Source organism: Chloroflexus sp. (assembly GCF_034434295.1).
GTDB lineage: Bacteria > Chloroflexota > Chloroflexia > Chloroflexales > Chloroflexaceae > Chloroflexus.
Window position 1 is genome coordinate 46,973 of the sequence record NZ_DAOTZQ010000129.1, and the last position, 18,391, is coordinate 65,363.

Sequence of the window (18,391 nt, forward strand, 5' to 3'; positions counted from 1 at the left end):
ACCAACATTCATACGCTTTTCGATAGCTTTGGACAAGGAGCTTCGTCATGATCACCTACACGATTGCGATGCCAACGCCGCATTCCCACCTCTTTCACGTGCAGATCGAGATCGAGCGTAACGAAACCGGTGAGATTCACCTGTCGCTACCGGCATGGACTCCTGGTTCATATATGATCCGTGAGTTTGCGCGTCATGTGCAGGAATTTCAAGCAGTTGACGCACAGGGTGTGCAGTTGCTGTGGCGAAAAATTCGCAAAGATTGCTGGCTGGTTGAGGCCGGTGCTGCGTCGCGGGTGATAGTGACCTACAAAGTATACGCATTTGATCTTACCGTGCGTACCAGTCATCTTGATGGATCGCATGGCTATTTCAACGGGGCAAATGTGTTTATGTATATTCACGGTCACACTCAGGAACCATTGACCCTGCACGTCGATCCTCCCACCGGCTGGCAGGTGACGACCGGCCTGACCGCGTTACCGCCCGATCCGGCGCGTCCGCAGCGCGCTTCATTCCAGGCCACCGATTACGATGAACTGATCGATTGCCCGGTTGAATGCGGAACGCATCGCTTGCTCACCTTTACGGTTGATGATGTCCCACATACTATTGCCATTTGGGGCCACGGCAACGAAAACGAAGAGCGATTGCTGGCCGATACCAAACGAATTGTTGAGGTACAGCGAGCAATGTTCGGTAGTCTACCCTACCGCGACTATACCTTCATCGTGCATCTGACCGATGGTAAAGGCGGTGGACTTGAGCATCGCAACAGTGCTACCAACATGGTTGACCGTTGGACATTCGGTGAGCACTACGAGCGCTATCTGGGTCTGACCTCGCACGAACTGTTTCACGCCTGGAATGTCAAGCGATTACGCCCGGCACCCCTGGGGCCGTTCGATTATCAAAATGAGAACTACACCCGCCTCCTATGGTTGATGGAGGGCGCCACCAGTTACTACGATGATTTGCTGCTGGTACGGGCCGGTCTGATAAGTGAAGAGCGTTATTTGCAAAAACTGGCAGAGAAGATCGTCCAATTGCAGAGTCAACCCGGTCGCCGTCTCCAGAGCCTCGAACAGAGTAGTTTTGACGCCTGGATTAAGCTTTACCGTCCCGATGAAAACAGTATTAATTCAAGCATCTCGTACTATTTGAAAGGTGCGTTGGTGTGCTGGATGTTTGACATGGCGATCCGAGCACAAACCAATAACGCACGCAGCTTCGATGATGTGATGCGCTATTTGTACCAGCGTTACCCAATTACCGGGCCAGGAATCCCGGAGGATGGTGCAGTATTGGCGGCAATTGAAGCGATTGGCGGTACAGACAATGGTTTACGTTCGCTCTACGAACGCTATGTTGTCGGTGTCGAAGAACTGGATTATGCGGCAGCGCTGGCCGTTGTCGGGTTAGAACCGCGCTGGCAATACCGCCGACCACGACCCGACGGTCAACCACCGGCCTGGCTGGGTGTGAATTGGAAGAAACAGGGCGAGCGCACCATCGTGGCAACCGTGTGCAGTGATGGCCCGGCCTACGAGGCGGGGGTATATGCCGATGATGAGCTGGTTGCCCTCGATGGCTGGCGCGTCAATGAAGAGCGTTTGCAGCAACGACTGCTTGAACGTCGCCCCGGTGATGTCGTGCGTTTGACCCTCTTCAGGGGAGATGCGTTGATTGAAGTCCCGGTAACACTGGCCGTCGCGCCATATGATATGCTATCACTGGTCAATGTAGCAGCGCCGACGGCAGCCCAATTGCACGCCCGTTCAGCGTGGCTGCAAAGAATTGTTTAGACACTGCGCAGAACAAGAATGACAGCGACGATGAATACAACGTCAACTGAAACACGCAAAGCAATGGCGGCAGCAGCAGCGGTGGCACTGGTACAACCAGGGATGGTGATCGGGTTAGGCTTTGGTAGTACTGCCGCTTACGCAACACGCATGATTGCCGAACGCCTGCACCAGGGTGATCTGAACGACATCGTTGGTGTCCCATGTGCTGAAGGCACCGCTCGACTGGCTCGCGAATTGGGTATTCCGCTCACAACACTTGATGAAGTCACTACGGTGGATTTGACCATTGACGGCGCCGACGAGGTTGATCCGCAACTGTCGTTAATAAAAGGTGGCGGCGGAGCGCTATTGCGTGAAAAGATGGTTGCGCAGGCCAGTCGGCGGGTTGCGATTATTGTTGATGATAGCAAACTGTCACCAGCCCTCGGTACACGATTTGCCTTACCTCTTGAAGTCGTCGATTTTGGCTGGCGCGCTACCGCACGCTGGATAGCGGCACAGGGCGGAACGGTACAGCTTCGCCTGCGGGCCGATGGTCAACCCTTCCGCACCGATCAGGGAAACCTCATTCTCGATTGGGCGTGCGGCCCACTCAATGACCCGGCAGCACTGGCAGATCAGCTATCAGCACGCGCCGGCATTGTGGAACACGGCCTGTTCATTGGTCTGGCAACCGATCTCTTTGTAGCCGGCCCGGACGGTGTGCGGCACATGACCACCAGCGATTGCGGTACAATAGCCTGGTAGTCTTTCATTCACAACAACAGGGATGCTATGCGGCTTGCGCCTTCAATTCTCACGGCTGATTTTGCGCGTTTGGGCGAACAGGTTGCCATCACCTGTGCTGCCGGTGTTGACTGGATTCATCTCGATGTGATGGATGGTCGGTTTGTACCGAATATCAGCTTTGGGCCGCTGGTTGTTCGGGCATTGCGGCCATTAGCCGATCGGTACGGAGCATTACTTGATGCTCACCTGATGATTGTAGAACCAGAACGCTACCTGGCCGACTTTGCCGCTGCTGGGGCCGATCTGATAACCGTGCACGCTGAGGCGACGCCTCATGTGCATCGGGCTGTGCAGATGATCCACGATCTGGGCAAAAAAGCCGGGGTTGCCATCAACCCGGCAACCCCACTCAGCATGGTTGAAGAGCTGATCGATCAGGTAGAACTCATCTTGTTAATGACGGTCAATCCCGGTTTTGGAGGCCAGACACTCATTCCGTCGGTACTCGCAAAAGTACAGCGGCTGCGCACCCTGCTGGGTGATCGTCCGGTAGAAATTATGGTTGATGGTGGAGTTAACCCAAACACCATCGCCGCCTGTGCAACTGCCGGTGCGACAGTGGCAGTCGTTGGATCGGCGGTATTTGGCTCGCAACCAATCCCGGATGCCATTAACGAGCTGCGCGTAGCGTTGGGTGAGGCCGTTCCGGGTAAGTGATGGGTTAAGCGATGCCAGCGAGCTAAAACAGAACCTTACACTTGTGGACAGGACATGTGTTGAAATGATGCAGGTGATCTATGTATCTGGCCGGTGACATCGGCGGCACAAAGACAATTCTGGCCCTTTTCGATCTGGCGACCGGGCCACATCATCCAGTTTTTGAACAGACGTTTGCCAGTGCGCGTTATCCAGATTTAGAGACGGTGATCGCCGAGTTCTGCGCACACCACCCGGCCCCCATTGCGGGTGCGGCGTTTGGCGTCGCCGGGCCGGTGGTTAGCGGACGAGCCAGTATCACCAATTTGAGCTGGACAATTGACGCTGCCAGATTGAGTACGGTGCTAAACGGCGCACCGGTACGCCTGTTAAACGATCTGGAGGCGATTGCCCAATCGGTTCCGATTCTCGAACCTGCTGATCTGGAGACACTTACTGCGGGGCGAGCCATTACTGGTGGCGCAATTGGGGTCATCGCCCCCGGTACCGGTCTGGGTGAAGCTTTTCTCACCTGGGACGGGGTACGCTATCGCCCGCATCCCTCTGAAGGCGGTCACACGACGTTCGCGCCACGCAATCAGGTTGAAAAAGATCTGCTCGATTACCTGCATCAACGGTACAATCACGTCAGCTACGAGCGTGTCTGCTCAGGGATTGGTATACCGAATTTGTACGCTTTTGTGCGTGATCGACTGCTCCAACGCGAAACGCCAGCGGTGGCCGAGCAACTGGCCGCAGCCGGCGATCCCACACCGGTAATCGTCCAGGCGGGAATGGCAACCGAACAGATGTGTCTGGTATGTCGCACCACTCTTGAACTGTTCGTTGATATTCTGGCCGCCGAAGCCGGCAATCTGGCGTTAAAGGTACTGGCAACCGGCGGTGTGTACATTGGCGGTGGTTTACCACCACGGATGCTGCCATTGATCAAGCGTGAACGGTTCTTGCAGGTCTTCCGTGATAAAGGACGTTTCAGTGAATTGCTGAGCCAGGTGCCGATTCACGTCATCCTCGAACCGAAAGCCGGTCTCCTCGGCGCAGCAGCAGCAGCAATGAGTTGACACCGTTAGCATTTTAGTGTATAAATAACACTAAATCACAACGGAGGGAGATAGTCGATCATGCAGGATGAACGTCCGGTACCTTACGATATTAGCAAATATCAACTGCCGGCAGTGACTGTCGATGTGGTCATCTTCAGCCTGATCAATCGCACGCTGCACGTCTTACTGGTACAGCGCAAGCGCTGGCCATTTGAAGGGCGTTGGGCGATACCGGGCGGCTTCATCCGGCTTGACGAGTCGCTTGAAGAGGCTGCACGTCGTGAACTCGAAGAGGAGACCGGGGTACGAGATGTGTACCTTGAGCAGCTCTATACCTTCGGCGATGTTCAGCGCGATCCGCGCCATCGTGTGATCAGTGTGGCCTACATTGCGCTGGTGCGCGCCGATGCTCAGACAATCCGGGTGAGTGCTGAAAACAGTGATGTGCGCTGGTTTCCGGTTGACAACCTGCCCACGCCATTGGCCTTCGATCACGATCAGATTCTGGCATATGCCATCTCACGACTGCGCTCGAAGCTAGAGTACACGACGCTGGCGTTTCAGTTGCTACCCGAACTCTTCTCAATCCTCGAGTTAAAACACATTTACGAGCAGATTTTGGGGGAAAAGCTCGACAAGGGCAATTTCTACCGCAAGATCAAAGAGGCCGGTATTCTGGAAGAGACACCCTACATGCGTGAAGGTCGTGGGCGTCCAACCCGCCTCTGGCGCTTTCGTCGTGATCGATCCGGCGATAAGCAATTTGTCTTCCGCTGGCGCGAGGATCGCCGTGAAGGGGTGAGTTGACCGACACCAGGCCCGGCTTCTTTAATACTTCTGCAAGCGTTTGTAACCAAAGTCGATAGGGCAGACCCCCGCTCTCGCGTCGTGTCAGTCCCTACGAGGCTGACCTGTCGGCGGAGAGGAGGGCCAGCACGGTGTTGAGCCGGCGGGGTGAAGAGTCGGCGGGTTAAAACCCTGCCTCACGACATTGAAGCCCCGCGGGGCTGACCTGTCGGCGGAGAGGAGGAATCGCCCTTAGCCTCACCGGGCCTTCCACGGTATGAGGGCGTGCTTCTGCCCGCACAACAGCGGGGACTGGCCGGACGTGCTGACGGTTAACCCCAGAGGAGCTTCCACGTTGTGAGACAGGGCTTCCGTCCACAGAGATAGCGACACGGGCTAGCTCTTCCCTGGTTGCCCCTTTTTGGCAGACTACCTTTTGGTAACCGCCAGTCGCACCACCCACCCGGCATTACCTCGTTATGACGATGCCTGCACTGTTACTTCGCCCACTCCTCCTCAAAAATGCCGCGCAACGTTTGCGCTCCTGAACCGGTTTCTATAGAGAACGCCGTTTGTGATCAGGAGCGCATTATGATCCAGCACGCTCTCCCATCCGCTCGCCACTGCTGCCCGCGCGCACCGACCATCAGCAGACAGTATCGCGACCATACGTATCACCCGGCACGCCGCCAATCCGGTGTGGTACAATATTGTCCCAACGTTGCTCCCACACCAACACCCACATCATCAGGGAGGTATCACGATGACCCACCTCAAGCCCAACCTTACCCGTGCGCACGTACCACGCCCAACCCCTGCCGACGACCCGTTTCGCTACGGCTGGCGGTTTGTGCCCCGACCCACTCCCGACGACCCGCATCATCTCGAACAGGTGCCGCTCACCCTCGAGGATGTCCTCCATCCGGAGGTGGGAGACGTCATCGTGCAGAGCGACCGTCACGAAACCGACCGGATGTATCTCACCAGTGTGTTGCGGGAGCGCCTGGAGTCACAAGGGATAGCCATCGTGCTCACCGATGTGCGTATCGCCTGGGACGTGCCCGGCCTCCGCCCGCACAGCCCGAACGTGACGGTCATTCCCGATCTCCCTGCACGGCGGAACTGGATCACCTTCGATGTGCAGGAGGAAGGACGGCGTCCGGCGCTCATCATTGAGATTACCTCGCCAGAGACCCGCTAGAATGATCTGGAGGCCAAGGTTGAGCACTATGCATGGGCAGGGGTGGCGCAGTAGGTGATCGTCGACACCACCCGCTCCGAGCCACGCCGGCTGCGCTTACTGGACTATCGATTGGTCGGGGATCGCTACGTGCGCCAGCGGCTCGACGCGAATGGGCGGGTGTATCTGGCGCTAGCCCGGCTCTGGGTGGGAATTGTGGACGATCACGTGGTATGCTACGACGAGCACGGGGCGGAGATTGGCGATTACACTGAGGTGGTACGGCGTGCCCGCCAGGAAGCGACAGCCCGGGCGTTAGCGGAAGAGCGGGCACGCCTGGCTGAAGAACAAGCCCGCCGTGAAACCGAAGCGCGTGCTGCAGAAGCGGCAGCGCGAGCGGCCGCCGAAGCACAGGCCCGCCGTGAAGCCGAAGCGCGTGCCGCTGCCGAAGCACAGGCCCGCCGTGAAGCTGAAGCACGGGCGGCAGAAGCAGCGGCGCGGGCTGAAGTCGAAGCCCGTCTTCGCGAGCTTGAGGCAGAATTGCGTCGATTACGCGGCGAAGGATAGTGCCATCGGAAGTGCAGCATGGTGTTCGGCGAATAGGATTGTCACACGCGCAGCCAGTTCGGGAGTTTCCCTATTTCAGGTGGTGTCGCGAACTGGCTGCCTTATGCTATGGGCATGCCATGGAGTCTGACCGTCAGGATAAACAGCACGACGTTGTGCGCAACACCGTGTGGTGTACCTGCATGAACGATGTGGGCAGCACCAGTTCCCATCGATGCGCTACGTCACGCCTCACGGTAGCAACTCAGGTTATACCTATCCTCTGTGTCCTCTGTGTCTCTGTGGTGACAAAGGCAGCAACCTGGATTGCTGACAACCCGGACACGACATCAACGACGCCGGCAGGCATCATCATCGCACGTCGTGCTACCGCCGAAGAGATAGCGGTTGCGGGCAATCAATTCGTACACCGGTTGGGCCAGTGTCAGGGCACCGGGCAGGCGTAAGAGTTCGCCTAAACCGCGCAGTGTCGGTAACTGTAAGAGAATTTCGCGTACTGCCTCAGCACCGCGGTAGATGGCACCGTCTGGACCGACGACATGTAACTGCCCCATCGCTTCTTCGTGGCTGATGTGGGGAAAACGTTCCCGCGCACTGATGCTGTTAGCGTCGAGTAGCTCGATCTGGTTGTGATCATCGTAGCCGGCAATCAATGCGGCCTGGCTGCGACATATCCGGCAGTTGCCATCGTATAGCATTGTGTAGCGCATAGATGTTTTCTATCGATCAGTACGGCACAATTGCCGTCACAACTAGTGCCAGAACCAGAATGCCGATGATAACCGCACTCAGGATGCGAAACCATTGCTGATAGCGTTTGCGACTCATGTCACTCTCCTGGAAGAGGTTGAATCAAACGGTTTTATCGCTCTCTATTTATTATACCCGTACTTATGGCAATTATCCGGCTAGAGCGCTAGTGATCTATCGCCTGGAGGGTTGCGTCTACAACCATAGCAGCAACCGCATGGTGACGGTACGGCGGCGGTGTTCGTTTCGGGTAGGTGCGGTTGCACAGCAGGACGATTGCCAGTCTCCGCTGGGGAATACCGATCAGGAGAGGGCCGGTAAAGCCACTATGGCCGAAGCCGTGGTGGATGGCGCTCCCCATGTATGGTCGGTGCAGCATCCAGCCCAGACCACTCACCAATCGGCTGGTGTCGGCGACCGGCTGTGGCGTTAGTGCAGCCAGTGCTGTCCCGGCACGCAGGAGCTGCCGGTCTTGCCAGGTACCTTCCTGGAGAAAGAGCTGTACCAGTCGCAACGCTTCAACCGCCAGGCCGAAGAGGCCGGCATGACCGGCAACTCCGCCTAACGCATACGTGCTTTCGTCGTGCACCACGCCGTGCACGAGGCCACCACGCCACTCCCAGTCCCATTCGGTGGGGGCAATGGTTGCACGCCACGCCGTCGGCGGGTTGAAGCGCGTTTTGTGCAGGCCGAGCGGTACGCAGACCAGTTCGGTCAGTGCGTCGGCCAGTGAACCGCCGTAGATCGCGGTCACAACATCACCCAACAACAAGGTGTTGAGGTTGGCATACTCGACGACGCAACCAGGTGGATGGCGGGGAGTGGCTGTGTAGACCGTCGTTCTGATCGTCGCTGCGCCAGCACGGGCTAAGGGGGCCAGTTGGACGGCCAGGCCACTGGAATGGCTCAAGAGATGGCGAACGGTGATGTCGGGTGCACGCAGTGCCGGTAGCCAGTGCTGGATTGGTTGGTCGAGTGGTAGCATGCCGGCGTCGTGCAGGCGGAGTGCAGCGGTGGCGGTGAAGACTTTGGTTAACGACGCCAGGTCGTAAATGGTATCGAGTGTCACCGGCGTCGTGCCGGGATCATCGTACATCGTTGTGCCGTAAGCAGCCGCATGCAGGATGTGGCTCTCCTGCGCGACCATGACGATGGCGCCTGGAAAGATACGCTCGTGAATCGCTGTGGTGATGATGTGATCAATCTCAGATATCATAGTATCGTTGTAGGATACAAAGGTTGTTCCCTCTCATCGGCTGACGCTTTCCTGACAGTATACGCCTGTTGTGAGGGGTAAGGGATCGGTGTGGCTCAAGCCGACACCAGTAGCCTTGAGGTTGGGCTACCGTGCTGTGTACCAGCCGCCCTACACCAGCAGGCGATTTCTGCGCAGAGCAATCTCGACCAGCCAGAGCAGGAGTGACAGTCCGGCGAGGTATGGCCAGAGCGCTACCACGTCGCCAGTTGCGCGAGCCGCCGGTGCGGTCGCAGGCAGATCAACTTCTATACTTCCACCGGTCAGGGTGGCGATCTGTTCCAGCAAACGCTCACCCTGTAATGCCTGTGGTGGCGGGAATGTATACTCTGCCGGGGGTGGTTGAACGTACCCGATGCTGCGTTGTAACGTCTGCCCGTTGGCGAAGAGGGCCACCGTGATCGCATAGGGGCCAGCGCTTGTAAACGAGAGATCGCGAGCGTATTGCCCCGGCGCGACCTGGATCAGATTGATGCTCTGCTCGTTTCCGTTAGGAAAGGTCATGCGGGCGGTGACCTGGGCCAGGTCTATCGGTTTCCCTCCGGCTGAGCGAGCATCGACGACCAGGCGGGTACGACCGTTCATTGTTTCAACCCGCACCTGCAGCGGGCCGCTATCGGGGGTTGGTAGCGTATACTGCACGATCTGCGCCCAGAATTGCTCGTAGCCTGACCAACCCGGCCAGGAACCTGCCCACGGTGAAGTTACACTCGCCGCCCAGGCGACGCTACGCCCCAGCCCATACTGCCAGACCGCCAGCAGCGGGTCTTCCGCAGGACTTTTCAGCACCAGTGAGGCTTCAGCACGTGGCTGGAGGGCAATGTATCCGTCAAGCGGCGGGAGGTCACGCGGATTGAGGTTTCGTACCAGGGGGTGAGGCTGATGCAAGATCACCGGTACCGGTTGCTCGACGGTGAGTTCAGCGGTTGCAATCTCGCTCTCTTGAAACGTGATCCGCGGGAGATCGGTCGCGTCGGCAACATAGTAATAACGGCCGTTCCCCCAACTGGCCAACTGATTGAGCAGTTCAGTGTCAGAGTCACTGCCAATGGCAATCGTCGAGAGCGTTATCTGGGCAGCGCGCGCAGTCTCTACCAGTTGCTGGTAGCGCACGTAGTTGTTGCTGTAACTACGACCATCAGTCAGTAATACTGCATGGCGTGTACTGTGCGGTTCGTTTGCCAGTGCCGGTAAGCCAACCGAAAGGGCACGTTCGATATTCGTTCCACCACCAAGCGACATTGTCGCGATCTGGTCTTGCAACTCAGCAAGCGAAACACCCTCGCCAACCGTGCGGAACGGTACCGTCCAGATGGTTTCGGTATCGAAGGCCAGGACACCAATCCGATCACCTGGTTGCATAGTCGTCAGCGCAAGAATGGCTGCCTCTTTGGCCATATCAAATTTGCTAATCCCGAAGGTAGCACTCATACTGGCCGAACGGTCAATAATGAACAGGAGCGAGACCGGTGCTCGCTGTGGTCGTGGCGGTGGTGTCATCAACAGTGGCAGTGCATCGGCGAGAGGGGTTTCGGCATACCCGCCAAGGGTAAAAGACTGATTACCACCGATCACGGTCAAGCCTTTACCCTCGCTGCGTACCACCTCGCGCAGGGCAACCATCTGCTCGAATGAGAGCCGGGAGGTTGGGACATTGACCAGCACGAAGCCATCAAAGCGAGTAAGCAGATCGAGATTGGCCGGCAGTTCAGCGGCGCTGCTGCGTTCGATCACCATGCCGGCCTGACGTAACGCATCGGCGAGGACAGCACCTTCATTACTGTTACCTTCAATCAGCAAGATGGTTGGCGGCGGCATGACCAGCGTGGTTGCACCGGCGACATTGTTGGCCGAAAACGTGTCATTCCCATCGGGCACAAGCTCGGTGCGCAGACGGATAACACCCGGTTCGGTAGCGGTGTGAGTGGCGACAAATTCGTAGGAACCGGAAGGAATAAAGATCGGTTCTTCACCGAGCAGTTGATCGTTCGCCCATACCCGTAACCGGGCGGCCAGCGCGTCACTACTGACCGGTGACTGGTAAAACGTAGCAATGCGCAGTTCAAAGGTTTCCCCACTGCGCACAAACGCAGGCGCAGCGAAGCGCGTCACTGCCACTTCGGAAACCGCTGGTGGCGAGACAAAGCGCACATCGATCCGAATACCAGCCTGAGCAGCCTGTTGCGCAGCAATTAGAACATCACCACCCGTTGTCTGACCATCACTGATCAAAATGACCCTCCCGCCACCGGGGAGCAGATGGCGAACGGCGGCGATGGCTGCGGCCAGATCACTACCCTCACCATCGGGGAGCCGATCACCACCTGCCACCACATTAGCCCCGAACGCGAGCAGCCGGGTTTCCGGGCCAGCAGCAGCGGCAATCGCTTCGGCTTCGGCGCGAATAGCCGCCTGCCCGGCAGGTGTCAGGCTATCGGATTGATCGTAGAGCACGATCAGCGGGCCGGCGAGTGGTGCACCGGATAACGGGCGGATAGGATCGGCCAGGGCACCAACCAGCAACGCGACAATTGCCAGGCGCATCCCAACCACGCTCCAGGGCAGACGGTTGCCGGCACGACGCCAGATGAGCAGCAGCGCCGGCAGCACCAGGAGAAGCCAGAACATATGCGGTGCTTGCCAGATCATCGTCCCTCCTGGATTGGTCTACGCTGAATATAGAGCCATTCTGCGACCAGGATGCCGATAGCCGCGATCACCAGCCACGACCACACAGGCTGGGAGACAGGAGTGCGTGTAGCCGGCATCGGCGCGAATGTCGGGCCAACGGCGATATTGTCAATCCGTGGCGTCACATCAGACTCGATCAGCGAACCGGCGTTCACCGGAATCTGCGCCTCGCGCAGCACCTGCCTGCCAGACAGCTCACGCACCTGGTAAAGCCCGGCTTGTGACGGTTCCAACGCGACGGGCAACACCGGTTGGATGGCCATCACATCACGATCACCGGCTGGATGGCGCACTTCCAGGTCAGTCGTCCGTAGATCGGTCGCGTAGATGAGCGGTGTGCCAAGCGTCATTGCCGTTGGCAACGCGGGCGGTGCCAGATCACGGATGGTACGGGCCACCAGCAACGGAAACGCCAGGCGTCTGGTGATGGGATGATCGGTCAGATCAAAGTTCCAGACCGCGACATCACTGCGCTCAAAACGGCCCCGCAGGATAAGCGGATGATTGCCACTGAAGGCCAACGGCGTTAACCAGTCGGGCGGATTACCAAGCACGACTGACCCCCAGTTCACACCGCTCAGATTAATATCGTGTAGCAGCGTTTCACCGGCAGGGGTCAGCGTCACGGTTGCTTCAGCCAGTGCCCGGCCCTGAACCGCCAGCAGCGATCCGGCAGGCGGATTGATAACCAGCACCCCACCCTCCGGCCAGCGCGACGGCAGCGTGTTCACCAAAACGGTAACATCGGCCAGTGGAGCCTGATCGGGATTATATGTTGCTGATGAGATTGTCGTCAAAGTTACATCCGGCATCGCTTGCAGTGCGCGCGTAAGCGCCTCAACGTCACTGCCAACCAAGAGGACTCGAACCGGTTGTTGATTATTCATCACCACCGTGGCAGTATCGTCAAGTGGTAAGCCATCGTTACCGGCAATCTCTAACCGTACCTGACGGGCCGGGCCGGGAAGTGTCCAGGTCAATTCGAGCGTGGCACCTGCCTGCATGGTCACTGTTTCGGTCAGGCTGTTCTGATCGTCGAGCCAGAGCCGAACCGGGCCACGGAAGAAGCGATCACCGGCGTTCAGCAACCGGGCGTAGATATGAACTTCGTTCGCTGAACCCGGTTGCACAGCCAGGGTCACGACCGCACGATTTGCCTGCACGGTACCCAACACCTCGACCCGGATGGGCAGTCGTGCTCCTGTGAAGTCGGGTGGTGGCAATGCCCCATCGGTCAACAGCACAACCTCGCCCCCCGCTTGATCGATCAGAAACGTCTCGGCAATAGTCAGTGCGCCGGTGACGTCACTCCCGGCACCTTCAATACGCAATGCAGCAAGGGCAGCGAGTAATCGCTCTCTATCAGCAACCTGCCCCCGGTCGATCAGACGCGCCTGCGGGCCGGCACTGATCAATATCACCTGATCAGAACCTCGCATTTGCCCAATCAACGTTGTTGCCTTTTGACGAGCTTGATCCAGCCGACTCCCACCATCTTCAACCAGCGCCATGCTGGTCGACGTATCAATGATGATGGCGAGATTGCGTGGCGAACTGAGCCACGGCCAGGTTATGTGTGGTTGGGCAAGAGCCATGCCGATCAGAAATGCGGCCAACAGATGTAAGAAGAGCAAGAGTGTCAGGCGTAGCCGGCGCCGGCGACGAGCTATGGGCTGTAATGGCAGTTGTTGCCAGAGGAGCAGGGAAGGCACTTCTACCCGCCGCCGCCGTGATTGGATCAGATGCAAGATCACAATCACCGGCAGTGCAAGCAGGGCGAGTAACCCCAATGGAGCAAGTAGCGTCATGGATCTCCTGCATTGCCAGGCTCAAAGCCTGGTACATGTGACACATCGTTATCACGGGCGTCCGCGCAGAGTGCAACCGCCCTGCACAGAATCACGACTGGCGATGCTCAATATCGGATTTGCATAACCCATACCAACCGTTACCGTTACTCTGTGCACCGGCAAACCCGCCTGGCCAACATCAGGTCAGAAAGCGACGGATGCGCAAAAACGGGATTATTTGCCGTTCCAGCACCCAATCGGTCAATACCGGTGCATAATGCAAACCACGGGCAGAGCAGTGCTGAGCAATCGATGTACGCCAATGCTGTACTGCGGCACGATAGGCTGCCACTGTTGCCTCATCAAGATCAACAACCAACTGATCACCGGTTTCACTATCAACCAGCTCCAGCGGCCCGTAAAGATTCGGGTTCAGATCGGTGTTACTCAACAGGTGTACTACCATAACCTGCCAGCGCGGTGCAGGTAACATCTGGTTCAGTCGCTCAATCGGCAGCGGGGTGAGCAGATCGGACAGCAACAACACCAGACCGCCCCTGGGATGATGTTGCGCTATCTGGCGAGCTGCCTGCTCTATATCGATGCGACGGGTCGGTGCCAGATCACGCAGCACCTTGAAGAGTTCAACCACCCGCATTTTGCCACGTGCCGGGCCAAAGAGTGGCTGCAGTTGATCGCCGGTCAAGACCGTCACTCGATCACCATGGGCCAATGCCAGATAACCCATGGCACCGGTCAACTGAATTGCCCGCCGCAACCGTTCCGGATCGCCGGTCACCATACTACGGGAGGTATCAAGGATCAGCCCAACCGCCACATCCTGTTCAGTTTCACCCAAACGCACCAGCAGATGTTCCTGGCGAGCGTAGACATGCCAGTCAAGATACCTGAGATCATCACCGGGCGTGTAGGGGCGATGATCACTAAAAATAGTTGCCGGCATCGGTTGCCGACCGGGATAACGACCAATAATTGGCGTGCCGCGCAGCGTGCGCTGCACTTGCAGACTCAGCCGTTCCAGCCGACGCAGAAAGGCTTCGTCGAACAAAGGTGGTGGCGGATTGTCTGATTTACGGCGAAAAATAGTTGCGAACCACATCGCGCACATCCGTAGGAATCTGGAGCGGATCAGCGGCTGCCTGTACCGGACTGCCGGCATTGGCACCACCCGGACGGATCACCAGTTCACCCGTTGCAGCACCGGTTGATTGTTCAGCAGACGTGCCGGTTGTCGGCACCTGACCACTACCATCAGTGGTCAGCTCTAACGGCGTACCATCAACCCCAGACGGGTTAAACGACTGCTCGCGGCGCTGGCTCCCCGGCGTATTCCCAACCCCACCACCACCGCCAGCAACTGGCGCCGTTGGCTGACGCTCAAGTGCATCGGCAAGCGCATCCATACCGGTCGCACCGGCAACACTATCGCCGTACTGAAGTGCATCGGCAGTAGCCCGCAATTGATCGGCCAGATCGGGACGAGTCCGGTCAATTGCACGGGCTGCTTCGCGCAGCGCCTCGGCCAATGCTTCACGAGCTGCCGGTGAAATCTCTCCCATCTGATCGGCCAGTTCGCGCAGGACATCAGCCGCCCCGGCAAGATCACCCTGATCGAGAGCCTCTGCTGCCGGGCGAGTCAATGCCTGATCGCGCAAGGCATCGGCCAGTGCTGAAATTACGTCCAGATCACTACTTGATCCCGGCGAGAGAGTTGATTCAGTAGGAACAGGATCAGGTCGCGTGGCAATGGGATCAGGCTGAAGAAGATCGGGCAACGGTTCCGCTTCACCAACGGCTGGAATTGGCGGGGTAACGATCATCAGTAAGCCTGTGAGCATCAACAGTAATGCGACCGGCGTGAGGGCCTCTGACCAGATCGGCTGACGTGATCGGCTGAGATACCTTTGCACGCGCTGTACACTCTCTTGCGCCTGTTCCTGCAACCGACTAGCAACCCCTACTTGAGCGCCTTGCAGTTCCAGAGCCGTGCTCAATTGCTCTTGCAAACCAAACCGCCGATCAAGGCGACGGGCGGCTGTTGTCGGCGTCAGCCGGAACTTCAGCGCCCGCAGACAGCCAACCATCGTACTACCGACAATGATCCAGCCAAACAGAGACTTTGGTAACAGGGCAAAGCCAAACACCGGCATCGCGGCACCAATGCACGCGACAAGCAGCCCGATACTGAGCGAACGTATCAGTTGTTCAATTGTATACTGCCGCCAGCGCTGCGCACTCAGGCGACGAAGTTGTCTGGTTAATTGTTCCTGCATACTGGCAGTGTACCACAATCTATCGAGTAAAATATGACGTACCGATGAATGTCTGGCAAAAATACCGGCTACGTAGCAGATGATGAGGAGAATATGAACGATCTACACTCGCTCCTGGCCCGTCGTGTTGCGGAAGGGCGACCGTTACGGGTAGGTCTGATTGGTGCCGGCAAATTTGGCACCATGTTTCTGGCCCAGGCTCGACGGGTGAAGGGACTACACGTCGTCGGCGTCGCAGACCTGGCGCCAGAACGGGCGCGGCTGGCATTAGAGCGCGCCGGTTGGCCAGAGGAGCAGTATGCCGCTCCATCGCTAGCCGCCGCTCTGCAACACGGCACGACCTTTATTGGCGATGACGCGCCTGCTCTGATTGCGGCAGAGGGGATTGAGGTCATTGTTGAAGCAACCGGCGCACCGGCAGCCGGTGTGGCCCATTGTTTGCTCGCGATTGAGCACCACCGCCACATCGTTATGGTCAATGTTGAAGCCGATGCCCTCCTGGGGCCATTCCTTGCCCGCCGTGCCGCCGAGGCAGGCGTGGTCTACTCACTGGCCTACGGCGATCAGCCGGCTTTAATTGCCGAACAGGTCGAATGGGCACGGGCATGTGGATTCGAGGTGATCTGCGCCGGCAAGGGAACCCGTTATCTGCCACACTATCATCAGAGCACACCGGAAACGGTCTGGCAGTACTACGGCCTCAGTGCCGGGCAGGCTGCCGCAGGTGGGATGAACCCCCAGATGTTCAACTCATTCCTCGACGGTACCAAATCGGCGATTGAGATGGCGGCTGTCGCGAATGCCTGCCTGCTGCGTCCACAACCGCACGGCCTGGCATTTCCACCATGTGGCGTGGACGATCTCCCACACGTCTTACGTCCCCGTGAAGCTGGTGGGCAACTCTCGCATGCAGGAACAGTCGAGGTTGTCTCATCATTAGAGCGTGATGGACGTCCGGTGTTTCGTGATCTGCGCTGGGGCGTTTACGTCGTCTTCGCCGCCCCTGACGACTACGTGCGCCGCTGTTTTGCTGAATACGGTCTGGTGACCGACGCCAGCGGTACGTACTGTGCCCTGTATCGGCCATCCCACCTCATTGGGCTGGAATTACCAATTTCTGTGTTGCGGGTCGGCTTACGGCAAGAACCAACCGGCTACCCACAGGCATTTCTCGGCGACGTGGTCGCAGTTGCCAAGCGCGATCTGGCCGAAGGTGAGACACTTGATGGCGAAGGTGGCTATACCGTCTACGGCAAACTGATGCCGGCAGCCGACTCGGTTGCGCTGGGGGCACTCCCGATTGGCCTGGCCCACAACATTCGCACCCTGCGCCCCATCCCTGCCGGTGCGGTCGTGCGCTGGGACGATGTTGCCTACGAGACCAATCATCCCACAGTACGCCTGCGGCGTCTGATGGAGCGTACTATGCTGACGGAGACAAGCCAATGAAGATTGCACTGCTCGGCCTGGGTTTGATGGGACGGCCAATGGTGCGCACACTGCTCAACGCCGGCTTCAGCGTTACCGGCTGGAATCGTTCACCACTCGACCCCGCGCTCACTGAAGGGATACCACTGGCAGCAACACTGGCTGAAGCGGCTCAGGCTGACACCCTCATCCTGATGCTCAGCGACTCAGCGGCAGTTGCTGAACTCTTAAGCCGGCTTGACCCGCTCTTGCGCGAGGGGCAATTAATCATCGACATGGGCAGCTCCGACCCACGCCATTCCCAGACCCACGCCACAACCCTGGCAGATCGCGGCATCGGATGGGTTGATGCTCCTGTTTCAGGCGGGCCAGAGGGTGCGGCTACCGGAACGCTGGCCATCATGGTTGGCGGCACGGCCAGTGATGTTGCACGGGCAGAGCCGATCTTACGTGCATTGGGGTGCCCAACGCACGTCGGCCCGCCGGGGGCCGGACATACGGTGAAAGTCATTAACCAGCTTATCGTCGGATTGACTATCCAGGCTGTTGCCGAGGCGACGGTCCTGGCCGAAGCCTATGGGATCGACCCAGCCCTGTTGCGGACAGCATTGGCCGGTGGTTTTGCCGACTCAAAAGTACTCCAGATCCACGGCCAGCGCATGGCAGCCCGGCGCTACACCCCTGGCGGCAAGGTAACCACCCAGCTCAAAGACCTGCGCATGGCCGCCGCAATGGCGTCGGCAGCAGGCATTGCTTTACCACACCTGAATGACACCATCACACGCTACGAAACACTCGTCGAGCGCGGCCTGGGTGAACTGGATCATTCAGCCCTGCACATCCTGTTAGATCAGAGGCACGTAGAAGGAAGTAGGAAGTAGGAGATAGGAAATAGGCGGTAGGAGATTAAAGGATGGCAGGCGAGGTGAAACGGATGCGGGCAGTGTTGTCGGCAAGTGTCCAGCTCACCCTGGACGTTGGGAGCGCGGGACGCCGGCCCGCGACAGAACACCCATCCGCTGAGTCTTCACCCACATCCCAATCCTCCAGGCACAATTGGCTGTAGGATCGCATAGCCATATGCTCTTATTGGTGATCTGCATTCATCTGACTATTTCATTGTCGCCCTCACTACCGGCCCCTCTCCCGCGCTGCGGGAGAGGGGTGCATTAAGAGCTACGTCGACGTTTCCTGATGCGATAGGCGATGTACTCGATTGTACTGTCGTCCACACCTCCCCCACTGGGAGAGGGGCGAGAGCCAGGGGAATGGTGAGGGGTTCAGGCAACCCCTTCCCCACTCTCCCCTCCCCCATCATCTCTCTCCTCGCTCCTACCTTCTACCTCCTATCTC

General features: G+C 58.2%; 13 protein-coding genes and 1 pseudogene. 8 read left to right on the forward strand and 6 right to left on the reverse strand.

What is annotated here, in order from left to right; genetic code table 11:
• The first annotated feature begins 47 nt into the window (after window positions 1-47).
• The 6 genes and pseudogenes from VAE57_RS17285 to VAE57_RS17310 all read left to right on the forward strand — a co-directional run bounded on the left by VAE57_RS17285 (window position 48) and on the right by VAE57_RS17310 (window position 6,830).
• Window positions 48-1,805: a M61 family metallopeptidase gene (locus VAE57_RS17285; RefSeq protein WP_322823079.1), complete on the forward strand. Its 1,758-nt coding sequence runs from the start codon at window positions 48-50 to the stop codon at window positions 1,803-1,805.
• 30 nt (window positions 1,806-1,835) lie between these two features.
• On the forward strand, window positions 1,836-2,555 hold the full coding sequence (rpiA, locus tag VAE57_RS17290) for a ribose-5-phosphate isomerase RpiA (RefSeq protein WP_322823080.1): 720 nt from the start codon (window positions 1,836-1,838) through the stop codon (window positions 2,553-2,555).
• 27 nt (window positions 2,556-2,582) lie between these two features.
• Window positions 2,583-3,254 (forward strand): ribulose-phosphate 3-epimerase, encoded by a 672-nt coding sequence (rpe, locus tag VAE57_RS17295; protein WP_322823081.1) that lies wholly within the window; start codon window positions 2,583-2,585, stop codon window positions 3,252-3,254.
• An 80-nt stretch (window positions 3,255-3,334) separates the two neighbouring features.
• Window positions 3,335-4,315 (forward strand): glucokinase, encoded by a 981-nt coding sequence (gene glk / locus VAE57_RS17300; RefSeq protein ID WP_322823082.1) that lies wholly within the window; start codon window positions 3,335-3,337, stop codon window positions 4,313-4,315.
• A 60-nt stretch (window positions 4,316-4,375) separates the two neighbouring features.
• A complete protein-coding gene (locus VAE57_RS17305) occupies window positions 4,376-5,104 on the forward strand; it encodes an NUDIX hydrolase (protein ID WP_322823083.1) in 729 nt (242 codons plus the stop codon).
• Window positions 5,105-5,846: 742 nt separating this feature from the next.
• Window positions 5,847-6,830: pseudogene (locus VAE57_RS17310) on the forward strand (Uma2 family endonuclease).
• Between the two features lie 329 nt (window positions 6,831-7,159).
• Here VAE57_RS17310 and VAE57_RS17315 read toward each other — a convergent pair.
• From VAE57_RS17315 to VAE57_RS17340, 6 genes are all read right to left on the reverse strand, one after another.
• Window positions 7,160-7,540: a DUF393 domain-containing protein gene (locus VAE57_RS17315; RefSeq protein WP_322823084.1), complete on the reverse strand. Its 381-nt coding sequence runs from the start codon at window positions 7,538-7,540 to the stop codon at window positions 7,160-7,162.
• 206 nt (window positions 7,541-7,746) lie between these two features.
• Window positions 7,747-8,796, reverse strand: a complete 1,050-nt coding sequence (locus tag VAE57_RS17320) for a serine hydrolase domain-containing protein (protein WP_322823085.1) — start codon at window positions 8,794-8,796, stop codon at window positions 7,747-7,749.
• 150 nt (window positions 8,797-8,946) lie between these two features.
• Window positions 8,947-11,484 (reverse strand): VWA domain-containing protein, encoded by a 2,538-nt coding sequence (locus VAE57_RS17325; protein ID WP_322823086.1) that lies wholly within the window; start codon window positions 11,482-11,484, stop codon window positions 8,947-8,949.
• Window positions 11,481-13,334, reverse strand: a complete 1,854-nt coding sequence (locus tag VAE57_RS17330; RefSeq protein ID WP_322823087.1) for a VWA domain-containing protein — start codon at window positions 13,332-13,334, stop codon at window positions 11,481-11,483. Before VAE57_RS17330 ends, VAE57_RS17325 begins: the two co-directional genes overlap by 4 nt.
• A 181-nt stretch (window positions 13,335-13,515) precedes the next feature.
• A complete protein-coding gene (locus tag VAE57_RS17335; RefSeq protein WP_322823088.1) occupies window positions 13,516-14,436 on the reverse strand; it encodes a DUF58 domain-containing protein in 921 nt (306 codons plus the stop codon).
• On the reverse strand, window positions 14,408-15,610 hold the full coding sequence (locus tag VAE57_RS17340; protein WP_322823089.1) for a hypothetical protein: 1,203 nt from the start codon (window positions 15,608-15,610) through the stop codon (window positions 14,408-14,410). Before VAE57_RS17340 ends, VAE57_RS17335 begins: the two co-directional genes overlap by 29 nt.
• Window positions 15,611-15,703: 93 nt before the next feature.
• Here VAE57_RS17340 and VAE57_RS17345 point away from each other — a divergent pair, with 93 nt between their 5' ends.
• Window positions 15,704-17,059, forward strand: a complete 1,356-nt coding sequence (locus VAE57_RS17345; RefSeq protein WP_322823090.1) for an NAD(P)H-dependent oxidoreductase — start codon at window positions 15,704-15,706, stop codon at window positions 17,057-17,059.
• Entirely contained in the window at window positions 17,056-17,919 is an 864-nt protein-coding gene (locus VAE57_RS17350) for an NAD(P)-dependent oxidoreductase (protein ID WP_322823091.1), read from the forward strand. The genes VAE57_RS17345 and VAE57_RS17350 overlap by 4 nt, the downstream gene beginning before the upstream one ends.
• Window positions 17,920-18,391: the final 472 nt, after the last annotated feature.

What these genes read in the sequence shown, in the direction of transcription:
- VAE57_RS17285 (WP_322823079.1), top strand. Translation starts at nt 48, where the DNA reads ATGATCACCTACACGATTGCGATGCCAACGCCGCATTCCCACCTCTTT.
- rpiA (WP_322823080.1), top strand. Translation starts at nt 1,836, where the DNA reads ATGAATACAACGTCAACTGAAACACGCAAAGCAATGGCGGCAGCAGCA.
- rpe (WP_322823081.1), top strand. Translation starts at nt 2,583, where the DNA reads ATGCGGCTTGCGCCTTCAATTCTCACGGCTGATTTTGCGCGTTTGGGC.
- glk (WP_322823082.1), top strand. Translation starts at nt 3,335, where the DNA reads ATGTATCTGGCCGGTGACATCGGCGGCACAAAGACAATTCTGGCCCTT.
- VAE57_RS17305 (WP_322823083.1), top strand. Translation starts at nt 4,376, where the DNA reads ATGCAGGATGAACGTCCGGTACCTTACGATATTAGCAAATATCAACTG.
- VAE57_RS17315 (WP_322823084.1), bottom strand. Translation starts at nt 7,540, where the DNA reads ATGCGCTACACAATGCTATACGATGGCAACTGCCGGATATGTCGCAGC.
- VAE57_RS17320 (WP_322823085.1), bottom strand. Translation starts at nt 8,796, where the DNA reads ATGATATCTGAGATTGATCACATCATCACCACAGCGATTCACGAGCGT.
- VAE57_RS17325 (WP_322823086.1), bottom strand. Translation starts at nt 11,484, where the DNA reads ATGATCTGGCAAGCACCGCATATGTTCTGGCTTCTCCTGGTGCTGCCG.
- VAE57_RS17330 (WP_322823087.1), bottom strand. Translation starts at nt 13,334, where the DNA reads ATGACGCTACTTGCTCCATTGGGGTTACTCGCCCTGCTTGCACTGCCG.
- VAE57_RS17335 (WP_322823088.1), bottom strand. Translation starts at nt 14,436, where the DNA reads ATGTGGTTCGCAACTATTTTTCGCCGTAAATCAGACAATCCGCCACCA.
- VAE57_RS17340 (WP_322823089.1), bottom strand. Translation starts at nt 15,610, where the DNA reads ATGCAGGAACAATTAACCAGACAACTTCGTCGCCTGAGTGCGCAGCGC.
- VAE57_RS17345 (WP_322823090.1), top strand. Translation starts at nt 15,704, where the DNA reads ATGAACGATCTACACTCGCTCCTGGCCCGTCGTGTTGCGGAAGGGCGA.
- VAE57_RS17350 (WP_322823091.1), top strand. Translation starts at nt 17,056, where the DNA reads ATGAAGATTGCACTGCTCGGCCTGGGTTTGATGGGACGGCCAATGGTG.